Source organism: Candidatus Didemnitutus sp. (genome assembly GCA_019634575.1).
Taxonomy (GTDB): domain Bacteria; phylum Verrucomicrobiota; class Verrucomicrobiia; order Opitutales; family Opitutaceae; genus Didemnitutus.
Window position 1 is genome coordinate 3,085,348 of the sequence record JAHCAY010000001.1, and the last position, 11,813, is coordinate 3,097,160.

General features: G+C 66.9%; 10 protein-coding genes. 6 read left to right on the plus strand and 4 right to left on the minus strand.

Annotation, left to right across the window (positions count from 1 at the left end):
* The first annotated feature begins 31 nt into the window (after nucleotides 1-31).
* Nucleotides 32-1,330 (plus strand): Glu/Leu/Phe/Val dehydrogenase, encoded by a 1,299-nt coding sequence (locus KF715_12895; protein ID MBX3737586.1) that lies wholly within the window; start codon nucleotides 32-34, stop codon nucleotides 1,328-1,330.
* Nucleotides 1,331-1,398: 68 nt separating this feature from the next.
* Here KF715_12895 and KF715_12900 read toward each other — a convergent pair whose 3' ends face one another.
* The 4 genes from KF715_12900 to KF715_12915 are packed head-to-tail and all read right to left on the minus strand — an operon-like array spanning nucleotide 1,399 to nucleotide 5,708.
* Nucleotides 1,399-1,854, minus strand: coding sequence for a DUF3225 domain-containing protein (locus KF715_12900; GenBank protein MBX3737587.1), 456 nt, complete (start codon nucleotides 1,852-1,854; stop codon nucleotides 1,399-1,401).
* 4 nt (nucleotides 1,855-1,858) lie between these two features.
* Nucleotides 1,859-3,178: a PDZ domain-containing protein gene (locus tag KF715_12905; protein MBX3737588.1), complete on the minus strand. Its 1,320-nt coding sequence runs from the start codon at nucleotides 3,176-3,178 to the stop codon at nucleotides 1,859-1,861.
* Nucleotides 3,175-4,506, minus strand: a complete 1,332-nt coding sequence (locus tag KF715_12910; protein ID MBX3737589.1) for an amidohydrolase — start codon at nucleotides 4,504-4,506, stop codon at nucleotides 3,175-3,177. The genes KF715_12905 and KF715_12910 overlap by 4 nt, the downstream gene beginning before the upstream one ends.
* A gap of 8 nt (nucleotides 4,507-4,514) precedes the next feature.
* On the minus strand, nucleotides 4,515-5,708 hold the full coding sequence (locus KF715_12915; protein MBX3737590.1) for a peptidylprolyl isomerase: 1,194 nt from the start codon (nucleotides 5,706-5,708) through the stop codon (nucleotides 4,515-4,517).
* 131 nt (nucleotides 5,709-5,839) lie between these two features.
* Here KF715_12915 and KF715_12920 point away from each other — a divergent pair, with 131 nt between their 5' ends.
* The 5 genes from KF715_12920 to KF715_12940 all read left to right on the plus strand — a co-directional run bounded on the left by KF715_12920 (nucleotide 5,840) and on the right by KF715_12940 (nucleotide 11,797).
* Complete coding sequence (locus tag KF715_12920) at nucleotides 5,840-8,503, plus strand: hypothetical protein (GenBank protein ID MBX3737591.1); 2,664 nt, start codon at nucleotides 5,840-5,842, stop codon at nucleotides 8,501-8,503.
* Nucleotides 8,504-8,766: 263 nt separating this feature from the next.
* Nucleotides 8,767-9,483, plus strand: coding sequence for a response regulator transcription factor (locus KF715_12925; GenBank protein MBX3737592.1), 717 nt, complete (start codon nucleotides 8,767-8,769; stop codon nucleotides 9,481-9,483).
* A 113-nt stretch (nucleotides 9,484-9,596) separates the two neighbouring features.
* Nucleotides 9,597-10,280 carry a response regulator transcription factor gene (locus KF715_12930; protein ID MBX3737593.1) on the plus strand — a complete coding sequence of 228 codons (684 nt, stop codon included), beginning with the start codon at nucleotides 9,597-9,599 and terminating at the stop codon, nucleotides 10,278-10,280.
* Nucleotides 10,281-10,418: 138 nt separating this feature from the next.
* The gene (locus KF715_12935) at nucleotides 10,419-11,594 is read left to right on the plus strand and encodes an HlyD family efflux transporter periplasmic adaptor subunit (GenBank protein ID MBX3737594.1); all 1,176 of its coding nucleotides are present in this window, start codon (nucleotides 10,419-10,421) and stop codon (nucleotides 11,592-11,594) included.
* Between the two features lie 38 nt (nucleotides 11,595-11,632).
* Nucleotides 11,633-11,797: a hypothetical protein gene (locus tag KF715_12940; GenBank protein ID MBX3737595.1), complete on the plus strand. Its 165-nt coding sequence runs from the start codon at nucleotides 11,633-11,635 to the stop codon at nucleotides 11,795-11,797.
* Nucleotides 11,798-11,813 lie beyond the last annotated feature (16 nt).

An 11,813-nucleotide genomic window follows, 5' to 3' on the forward strand; every position in this document is an offset into this window, starting at 1 on the left:
GGTAGGCGTTTCTCCCCGAAAAAATCCCCCCATGCAAAACTTCCGTCTGCCCAGCCGCCTCGTCGCCGAGGCCGTGAAGGGCGAAGCCATCGAGCAACGCTTCAAGATCGCCCGCAACGAATTCGGGCCCGAGTGCATCTACCGCATTCACGACCCCGCCGACGACGCGACGTGGGGTTTCGTGGCGGTCGATAATCTCGTGCGCGGACGCGGTCTCGGCGGCGTGCGTCTCGCGCCCGACGTGACCGTCGACGAGGTCTACGGCCTCGCCGCCGCGATGACGATGAAGAGCTCCGCCGCCATGCTGCCGCTCGGCGGCGCGAAGAGCGGCCTGCGCGTGGAGCCGCGCTACTTCGCCGACAAGCCCGAGGAGAAACGCGCGCTCGTGGCCATGTTTGCCGAGGCGCTGTGGGGCATCCCCGACTACATCCCCGGTCCCGACATGGGCACGAACGAGACCGACATGCAGACGATCTACGAGGTCTTCGCGCAGAAGAACGGCGCGGCCAACCACGGCCGCGGCGGCGTCGGCCGTCCGCCCGCGAAGGGCGGCTTCCCGCTCGACGAGTGGGCCATCACCGCACACGGCCTCTTCGCCGCCGCCATCGCGTCGGAGAAACACATCCCGGATTTCCGCATCAAGGACTCGAGCGTGGTGATCCAAGGCTTCGGCAACGTCGGCGCGCCCATCGCGGAGAAACTCGCGTCGCTCGGCGCGCGCATCGTCGGCGCCTCCGACATCAACGCCGGCCTCTACAATCCGGCCGGGCTCGACGTCCCGCAGCTGCTCGCGCTCCGCCGGAGCCCCGCCGGCCTCGCCGGCTACACCGGCCCGGTGAAACACCGTTTCGACGGCGAGCATCTCGACCGCATGATGGAGATGCCCTGCACGATCCTCGTGCCCGCCGCGCGCCCGCACGCGATCCACCCGGACAACGCGCCGCACATCCACACGCGCATCGTGCTGCAGGGCGCGAACAACCCGGCCGACCTCGTCAGCGAGTATTTCCTGCAACACCGTCGCGGCATCGTGTGCCTGACGGACTTCATCGCGAACTCCGGCGGTGTGATCGCCGCCTTCATCGAGGCCAAGGCCGACGTCGACGCGGAGTTTCGCGCGCGCGTCATGGCCGAGGACGGCAAGGGCCGCGCGTTCATCGAGAAGGTCGTCACGCGCATCATCACGGAGAACATCGACGAGATGTTCGCGCGTCGCGCCTCGCACCGCGCGAAGGACATCACGTGGCGCGAGATCGCGCACGAGATGGCCCGCGACCGCCTGCGCCCCGCCGCCGACGGGAAACTCAAAGTGTTGCCCGAGTTGCTCTGATTTTTGCTGCGACTTTCTCGTGGTTCCTGAAAGCCCGCGCCGTCACTCGCGGGCTTTTTGCTGCCCGCTCAGGATTTTGCCGCGCTCGATGTGTGATCGGAGGCGACGCGCCAGCCGTCGGCAGTTTTTTTCATCACGAGCGTGAAGAGGCCCCATGGCTTGTCCTGTGCGCGTGTGAGCTCCCACTTGCCGAAGACGAGTGCGGTGTCGGGCGTGAGCACCTCGATCTCGTGCAGCGTGAAGGCCAGCGTGCCCATCGTGGCTTTGTCCGGGTAATGTTTCTGGTAGCGCTCGAGCGTGGTGCGCCAACCATAGGTGATGGAGCCACCGGAAGCAAAGCGCAGCGCGTCGCTCTTGAGGTAGAATTCCATGAACTTGGCCACGTCGCCCGTATTCCAGGCTTCGACCTGCGCCATGAGAGTGGCGCGGATGTCGGCGGCGACATGCGCCTCGGTGGCGGCGCGCGCCGGGGCGCAGTTCAGCAGCAGGAGTCCGAAGAGAAGGGGACGAATCGTGAACGACATGAAATCAGTCGAATAGCTGAGGGCGATGTTTGCGCGTAATCTCCCCCGCTTGTTGTTTGCTGAGCGTGACGCCGGCCATCTTGGCCGCAGTGGCGAGCACGGGATCGTCGCCGGCGGCTAGATCCTTGGGGGAAGGCACAAGCCAGACGTCGGGTGTGACGCCGTTTTTCTCCAAGATCTGGCCGTCACTCATCGTGATCTGGCCTTCCGTGACTTGCACGGCGAACACCACGAGATTGGCACCATCGCCGAGCGTCAGCACGTGCGTGCGCGAGCGGTTGACCTTCCCGGCGGAGAGATCACCAAGCACCGTCGCGCGACCGGCAAGCTGGAGTGCGCGAGCGAAAACCTCGGAAGCGGAGGCGGAATTGCCGTCGATCAGCACATAGAGTTTGCCCGGGATATTGAATCGGCTGCTCGCCTGTAGCGGCGTCTCCTTGGTGCGTTCTTGGATTTTGCCGATGGGGTGGCGACCTTTTCCCAGACAGGCTCCGATGGCATCGAGCATCTCGCTCTCGAGTCCGCCGCGATTGCGACGCAGGTCGATGATCACATGGTCATAGTTCGCGGACTTGCGGAGTCCTCGTTCCACTTCCTCTGGGAGACTGAACGTCGAGAGCTGCCACCAAAGCACCTTCGGTGCGAGGTCCACGAACTTGCTGGTGAGCTGAGCCTCGCGTTCTTCTTGCTTGAGCATCAGGCGCAGAAAATCGCCGCCGGCGAGGTCGAGATTCCGGGGCAGAGTTTTGACCTCCGCAGCAAAAGTCAGCTCACGGATCGCACCGTCGGCCCGCGCCAGCTGTAGACGTAGCCCGGTTTGCGGGTTGAGGGTGAGGATGGAATATTGGATGAGACTGAGGCTGTCGCGGAAAGCGGGCATGCCATTGACGCTCAACACGCGCTCGCCGGCTTGGAGGCCTTGCTTGGCGGCATCGCTGCCGGGCTTTACGGCGCCGACGTAGACGTTTTTGCCGACGACATCGAAGGAGACGCCGTATTCGATGCGCACTGGGCGGAGCGGGGGAAAGAAGCGGGTGTGCGAGTCGTTGAGATTTACGACGGCTTGCGCGATCACCGCATAGGTTTCCGCGAGGGATTTGGTATTCTCCAGCTGGCTGGTGGCAGTGCGTTCCAGTTCAGTGGTATTCACGCCGCCGAAGGTGGGATCATAACTCTCGGCCTGGATCTTGGCCCACACGCGAGGGAACATGGAGCGCGCGCGTTGCATGTCGCGCTCATGGCGGTCTGCAGCTTGGGCACCGATGGAGACGGTGACGGCGAGCGCCAGCCGCGCCAGTCGTCGGGAGAGATGGAGGGCGGTCATTTCTTACGCAGCAAGTCCAGCGCGGCGGCGCTCATCGCGGTGATGGCGGTCTTGATCGTCGGCTCGGGGAGCGGCGCCCAGAAGGCGCTGTGGTTCGACGGCGCGAGCTGACCTTTCGCCGCCGCGTCGGCGAGGACCTTCGGGTCGCTGCCGCCGACCCAGAAGATCGAGATCGGGATGCGCGGTTGGGTGCGGCCGTATTCGGCGAAATCCTCGCCATAGGTGCCGGCCTCCGCGGTGCCGAGCTGCTCGGCGGGGAACCATTGCGCGAACACGCCGGTCAGGCGGCGCGTGAGCGCGGGGTCGTTGAACGTGAAGGGTGTGCGCGTCTGCTCGACCGTGATGACCGGCAACAGGTCGTCGGGCATGCCGGCGGCGCGGGCGGTGTTTTCCGCGATGCGCTTGATCGAGGCGAGCAGGTGTGCGGCCACTTCGTCGCTGTAGCTGCGGAGCGTGAGTTCGAGCCGCACCTCGGCGGGGATGATGTTGCGCTTCGTGCCGCCGTGGATGGCGCCGACGGTGATCACGGCCGGCGTGCCGGGCTTCAGCTCGCGGCTGACGATGGTCTGGAGCGCGAGGACGATTTCCGAGGCGAGCACGATCGGGTCGCGCGTCGAATGCGGGCGCGCGCCGTGACCGCCGATGCCACGCACGAGGATGTCGATCGAGTCGACGTTGGCGTAGCTCGGACCTTCGAGCGTGGCGACCTGGCCGGCGGGCGAGTCGCCGCCGACGTGGAATGCAATTACGTTGTCCGGCCGCGGAAATTTCGTGAACAGGCCGTCCTTCAACATCGCGCGCGCGCCGCCGCCGATTTCCTCGGCGGGTTGGACGAAGAACACGAGCGTGCCGGACCAGTGAGCTTTCAGCGCCGCCATCGTGCGCGCGGTGCCGATGAGCGTGGTGACGTGTGTGTCGTGGCCGCACGCGTGCATGGCGGGCTGCTGCTTGCCGGCGACGTCCGCCATCGTGACCTGGCTCGCGTAGGGCAGGCCGGTCGCCTCCTTGATCGGCAGCGCATCCATGTCGGCACGGATGGCCAGCGTGGGGCCGGGGCCGTTTTGCAGGACGGCGACGACGCCGGTGTTGCCGACGTTTTCGGTGACGGTGAAACCGGCCGCGCGCAGCTGCTCGGCGGCGATGCCGGCGGTGCGCTTCTCGACGAACGAAAGTTCCGGGTGCGTGTGCAGGTCGCGGTAGATGACTTCGAGCGAGGGATACTCGGCGTTCACCCGGGCGGTGACGGCGTCTTTGAGTTCCGGGCCGGCGAACGCGGCCAACGGAGCGCAGAGAGCGAGGGCGAGGAGGGAAGAGCGGGGGAGCGACATGGGGCGGGTTACTTGGATTTCGGCTCGAAGAGATAGATCAGGCCGTCGAGGATTTCGTCGACGGTGAGTTTGATGTGTTGCGCGTCGTTCACGGGGCGGCCCTCGGCGATGACTTGTTTGGCGAAGGCGTCGCCGCGCGCGACGGCGGCGTCGATGAACGCCATCTTCGCGTTATGCAGCGGGCCGTCGGGCGCGAGGTCCGCGGCGGTGGGCTTGCGGCCGAGGAAGGTCGCGACGGCCTCGTCGCCGAACCAGATGCGCCAGTCCTTCTCGTCGGCGAAATACACGGCGAGCACGCCGTCGCGATCGGTGCCGAGTTTCTTGGCGAGCGCGCTCATGTAGGCGCCGGGCTGGGCGTCCTCGGCTTCGGTCGGGGATTTGGCGAAGACACGGGCGTAGATCTTCCGGCCGGTGAAGCGCTCGAAGTTGGCGAGCTTGTAGTTGAAATACACGGCGCGCGGCGGCTCGGCGGGCAGCACCTTGTCGGGATCGTCGAAGTGCGCCGTCGGGCCCGGCTCGCGGGCGGCGGCGTATTTCTTCGCGGCGTCGATGTAGCCGGCGAAGGCGATCTGGTCGGCCTTGAAGGCCCGCGCGGCCGCGCCGACGCGGAGGATTTTGACCGTGAAACCTTCGTCCTGCTTGATCTGCGGGAGCAGCTCCACGCCGCGCACCACGCGCCCGAAGACGCTGTGCAGGTAGTTCAGGCGGTTCGTATCGCGGAGGGTGATGAAGAACTCGCTGCTGTTCGTGTCGGGGCCGCCGTTGGCCATCGAGAGAATGCCGGCGGCTTCGTGGTGCAGGCCCGGCGCGATTTCGTCGGGGAAGGGAAACGGGTGGCCGGCCGCGTCGTCGGCGTCGGTGGGTTTGGCGTCGGGCTTCATCGCGCTGCGGATGGGGTCGCCGCTCTGGATGACGAAGTTCGGCACGACGCGATACCAAGTCAGGCCGCTGAAGAACGGTTGGCCCTCGCGCGCCGCGATGCCGGTCTCGGCGCGGCCGACGAACGACGCGACCGTCATCGGTGTTTTTCGATAAAACAACTCGGCCACGAATGCGCCGTGCGGCGTCGTGAACTCGGCGTAGAGGCCGTCGGGCAGCGCGGGCGCGGCGGCTGACGCAGCGGCGGTCGCCGCGGGAGATTTTTCCTGAGCGCCGAGCGATAGGGCGGCGCACGCGAACACGAACAGAAGTCGTCGCATCATGGAGGAGGGGAGTGCGCGAGTTGTAGGGACGCGCGGTGGTTTGGCCAGCGCGCAGTCACGCGCCGGGGCGTAAATCTACGCCATCCATTTCGGTTGGCGGGAAAACTCCGGGCGTGCAACGTGGCCGGACTATGCTGCTTCGCCGCCTGCTACCCCTCGCGCTCGCGTTGATCGTTTCCCTGGCCCCGGTGCTGCGCGCCGGGGTGCCGCTCGATTACTACCTGCCCGCCGGCACGACCTACAACCCGAAGGTCCCGACGCCGGAGCAGTTCTTCGGCTTCCAAGTCGGCGACTGGCACATCCGCAGCGAGCTCAACACCGCCTACCTCCGCGCCGTCGCCGCCGCTGCGCCCGACCGCGTGAAGTTCGAGATCATGGGCTACACGCACGAGCGCAAGCCCCTCGTCCTTCTCACGATCACCGCGCCGGAGAACCATGCGAAGCTCGAGCAGATCCGCGCCGACCACCTCGCGTTGCTCGATCCGGCGAAGAGCGCCGCGCTCGACGTCGCGGCGATGCCCGTGGTCGTCGATCTCGGTTACAGCATCCACGGCAACGAGCCGAGCGGCGTGAACGCCATGCCGCTCGTCGTCTACTATCTCGCCGCCGCGCAGGACGCGAAGGTCGCGGAAATCCTCCAGCGCTCCGTCATCCTCGTCGAGGCGCAGCGCAATCCCGACGGCGGCGACCGCGCCGCGCAGTGGTTCAACCAGCACAAGTCGCTCAACGCGCCCTCCGTCGACCCGCTCGACCGCGAGCACAACGAGGCGTGGCCGCGCGGCCGGTTCAACCACTACTGGTTCGATCCGAATCGCGACTGGCTGCCGCTCGTGCACCCCGAGGCGCAGGCCCGCGCGGAGCTTTTCCACCGCTGGCGCCCGAACCTCCTCACCGACCACCACGAGATGGGCACGAACGGCACGTTCTTCTTCCAGCCCGGCGTGCCGACGCGCAACAACCCGAGTTCGCCGGCCAAAGTTTTCGAACTCACCGCCAAGGTCGCCGCGTTCCACGAGCGCGCGCTGAACGGCAAAGGCATTTTCTACTACAGTGAGCAGGGCTTCGACGATTTCTACCCGGGCAAGGGTTCCACGTATCCCGACCTCCACGGCACCATCGGCATCCTCTTCGAGCAGGCGAGCGCGCGCGGCCACGCGCAGGAGAGCAGCAACGGCGTGCTCACGTTCGCCTTCGCGATCCGCAACCACGTGCTGTCCTCGCTCAGCTCGATCGACGCCTCCGTCGCGCTCCGCACCGAGCTGCTCGGCCTGCAAAAGGATTTCCCGCGCGAGACCGCCGATCTCGCCGCGAAAGCCAAGACGAAAGCCTATGTCTTCGGCGACGACGGCGATCCGGCCCGCGCGTGGGCGTTCCGCTCGCTGCTCGCGCGCCATCACATCGAAGTCCGCGCGCTCGCCGAAGACGTCACCGCCGACGGTCGCACCTACCAGGCTGGCGCGGCGTGGGTCGCGCTGACCAACCAGCCGCAATTCCGCCTGCTCACGGAGATGTTCGTCAAACGCACGACGTTCGAGGACCCGGTTTTCTACGACGTCTCCGCGTGGACGCTCCCGCTCGCCTTCAACCTGCCCTACGCCGAACTCGACCGCGCTCCCGCGGCCGGCCAGCCGCTCGGTGCGCCCGAGTTTCCCGCCGGCCAACTCGTCGGCGGCCACAGCGACTACGCCTACCTTTTCAACTGGAACGGCTACTTCGCCCCGCGCGCGCTCCAGCGCCTCCACGCCGCCGGCATCCTCGTGAAAGGCCTCACTTCGCCCATCGAGGCGCTCACGGCCGACGGTGCGCGCCATGCCTTCGGCTACGGCGCCGTGCTCGTGCCCGTCGGTCTGCAACCCGAGCGCGCCGCCGCGATCCGCGCCGTCATCGACACGATCGTGAAGGAAGATGCAGTCACCGTCTACGCCTGCGGCACCGGCTTGACGCCGAAGGGCGTGGATTTCGGCAGCGCGTCGTTCGTCGTGCTCCCGCCCGCGCGCGTCGCGCTGATCTGCGGCGACGGCGTGGACCCGCACGATATCGGTGCCGCGTGGCACGTGCTCGATCAGCGCGTCGGTCTCACGCCCACGCTCCTCGACCTCGCGCAACTCGGCCGCGCCGACCTCGCGCGCTACACCACGATCGTCTTCGCCGACGGCCGCTACGACGACACCGTGAGCGACACGACCGTCGCCAATCTCAAACGCTGGGTCCGCGACGGTGGCACGCTCGTCCTCATGGGTCGCGCCGCGTCTTGGGCGGCGAAAAAGGAACTCGCCGCGCTCGAATTCGCCGGCCGCAGCTCGACGGAAACGGCGGCGACGAGCGGCGGTCGCACGCGCGCGAGCGCCGCGCCGGGCGACGACGCGGCCGACGGCGGCCGACGCTTCCCCTACGCCTCCGCCGGCGACCGCGAGGCGCAGCGCCTGATCGCCGGCGCCGTCGTGGCCGCGTCCATCGATCCAACGCATCCGCTCGGCTACGGCTTCAGCGACGAACGCGTCTCGTTCTTCCGCAAAAACGGTATTTTCCTGAAGCACGCCAAGTCGCCCTACGAGACGCCCGCCGTCTACACGGCGAAGCCGCTCCAATCTGGCTTCATCTCCGAAGCCAACCAGGCCGCGCTCGCCAACACCGCGGCGCTCGTCGCGTTGCCGGTCGGTCGTGGGGCCGTGGTGGCGATGCCCGACGACCCGAACTTCCGCGGCTTCTGGTATGGCGGCAATCGCGTGTTCTTTAACGCGGTCTTCTACGGCAGCGTGATCCGCCCGCCCTCCGGCGGCGACGGCGGCGATTAACCGACAAACTCCACGGCCGCCCGCTGGTGGTGCGGCGATGCGATGCGAGGTAGCCCGCGCTCTCCGAGCGCGGGTCAGCCACGGCACAGGGACGTGGCTCGCTGGATGCCGGAAAAAACGGCGAAGCAAAATCGTAAGCGCGGCGCGTGATCATCGGCACCGCTCCGCCTACTCCCGATGCGCACTGGGTATCACTCACCGGGGTTCGGGCTTGCCGCTTCCGGAGCGGAGCTTTGGCTGGGGCGACTCACGGGCCAGGTTGAGTGACGAAACCTTCCATTTGCCTGCTCCATGTTGACGACGATTCCCTCTGGCAAACGACCATCGCCGGCGCGGTGGCCGGGATGCCCGAGATCCGGGTGTTCGAGACGGTAACCAGTGCCGCCGCCGCGCTCGACCGGGTGCCCGTGCTGCGACCCGACGTCGTGCTTCTCGATGTGGTGCTGCCGGACGGCGATGGGTTGGCGGTGGCGCGGGCGCTCGGCGCGCTGGAAACGCCGCCGCGCATCGTGTTGCTCTCGGTGCGGCGCGACGACGTGGTGCTGCAAGCCGCCGGCAGTCCGCCCATCGCGGCGCTGCTGTGGAAGACGGGCGATGTGCTGGAAAAATTGCCCGAAGCGATCCGCATCGTCGCCGCCGGCGGCAAATACCATCCGCCCGAGGTGCGCGAGGCGTTGCGGAAATTCCGCGCGGACCCGCAGGCGTATTTCAAGATCCTCTCCGATCGCGAACTGGAGCTGCTGCCGCGCTTCGGCGAGGGCATGTCGGACGAGGAAGTGGCGCGGTTTTTCAACCTCAGCATCCACACGGTGAAGTCGCACCGGCAAAACATCCTCACGAAACTGGGCCTGCATAGCACGGCGCGCCTGATCCACTGGGCGATCATGCGCGGCTTCGTCCGCCCGCCGAGCGACGGCTGGGTCGTGCGCGAGGACGGCGAGAAGGGATACGATGCTTCGCGCAGCGACGGTGGAGAGTGAGTCCGATGGCACGGCCGGGCGCTTGAACGTTTAACACGCGGTGCGTGCCGGTTTTCGGTTGTCGAACACGGGATCTTGCCCATCGGTGAGTCGCGCTCACGGGCCAGGACTGAATGACGCAACGAACCTACTCGATCCTTCATATCGAGGACGACTCCCTTTGGCAGACCGTGATTGCCGCCGCGCTGCGTGGCTGGCCGCGCACGGGACAACTGCAATCGGCCTCGACGGCGAGCGATGGCTTGGCCGTCGCGACCGCACTGCGACCGGACATCGTCTTGCTCGATCTCGGCCTGCCCGATGCCGATGGCAGCGAACTCGCGCGAGATCTGCTGCTGTCGGCTCGCCCACCACGCGTCGTGATCGTATCGGTGCGGCGGGATTCGGCGGTCCTCCACACGGCGAGCGAGCCCCATATCGCCGGCCTGCTCTGGAAAGCCGGCGATCTGATCCAGCAACTGCCGATCGCACTCGAAGCGGTGGCTGCCGGCGCCAAATACTATCCGCCGGACGTGCGCGCGGCGTTGCGGCGGTTCCGCGCGGACCCGCAGGCGTTCTTCAAGCTGCTTTCGCCCCGCGAAGTCGCGTTGCTGCCGCATTTCGCCCGGGCGGAGAAGGACGGGGAAATCGCCGCGGCGCTCGGCGTCAGCGAGCACACGGCAAGAGCGCATCGGCGCAACGTGATGCAGAAGCTCGACCTTCATACTTCCGCGCGACTCACGCATTGGGCGATCGTGCACGGCTTCGGATTCCTGCCTCGTTCCAGCGCAAGCCGCGCCGACGCCGGTCCGGTTTAGCTACCGGGCCGTCAAGCGATTCCTTTCACCTGAATTGGTAATTCGGTGGGCTCGCTCGCTGACTCCGGCTGCGCAGCTTGGCCGGCCGTGCCCGTTGTTCAGACCACGCCCCTTCCGGTCGCCCTCGCTCCTCACACGGTGGAGAGCCTGCGTGCGTTGCACGGTGGCGGGCGGCCGTGGATCTACTGGCTGGCACTCACCGGAGTGATTGTCGGGCTGGGGAGTCTCCCCTTCGTGGAGGTGGACGTCTCGGTGAGCGCGCCGGGCATCGTGCGGCCGGCCACCGAGCGCGTCGAACTGCGTTTGCCATTGAGCGGACGCATCGCGCGCGTGCTCGCGCAGGACAACGAGCGCGTGACGCTGAACCAGCCGTTGTTGGAACTGGCGACGCCCGATCTCGACGAGCGCCTCGCACGCAATGCCGCACTGCAAGCGGAGAAACGCGCGCTGCTCACGTTGTTGGATGATCTTTCCGCGGCGCGCCTGACCGAACCAAACGTGTTGCAAATGCTGGATGTGGGGCGCGCCGTGGAATCCTTTGCCGGATTGAGGGCGTTGCGGCAGGAAACGACCCAACTGCGCGTCCAGATCGAGGCCGGTCGCGTCGCAGAAGCGAAGGCGCGCACCGAGCTGGGTCGCGCCACTGCGCTCGCCGAAAAAGGCATCGCGACGCAGCGTGAGCTGGACGACGCCCGCTACGCGCTTGAGCGCGTGCAAGCCGAGTCACGACTGACGGTTGAGCAGGTGCGCACGCGCTGGCACGGGCGGCGCGAGGACGAAGGGGTGGCACTCGACAACTTGATCTCCGAAGCGAAGCGCCTCGAAGCCGAACGTGCGCTGGCCATCGTGCGAGCGCCCGTCGCCGGCGCGATCCAGGGGTTGGTCGGAGTGAGCACCGGCGCGTTCGTCAACGCCGCGCAGCCAATCGCGAACATCTCTCCAGACGACCGTTTGCGTGTCGAGACGCTCGTATCGGCCCGCGATATCGGCCTCGTGCGCGTCGGGCAGACGGTGCGGCTGCAAGTGGACGCCTTTCCTTACACGCAGTGGGGGTTGCTCGAAGGACGCGTGGCCGGTGTCGCCGCCGACGCATCCAGCGCGAGCAGCGGCTCGCCGCCGGTGTTCAAGGTCACGATCGAGCCCGCGCGACCGCACCTCACACTCGCGAACGGTGCCGTCGGCGCGCTCGGCAAAGGCATGACGGTCTCCGCGCGCTTCATCACCACCCGCCGCACGCTGCTCCAAATTCTCTACCAGGACGCGAGCGAATGGCTCGACCCGCAGAACCACGCCGCGACAGGCCCGCGTTCCTAACCCCTTTCCCGGCAATCCCGCCGCGAAAAAACAAAACCATGACTACACTGAACCAACACGAATTGACCGCCATCATTGGCGGCGGCGACAGCACACCCTTCACCGAGGGTTTCTCCCCAGAAATTCTACGACTGTTGGCGCTGCTCACGCCGCCGGAGCCGAATCCCTATGATGCGGGGAATGGTGTTTACCGCGCGATCTGACGCTCCTGCTGCACTC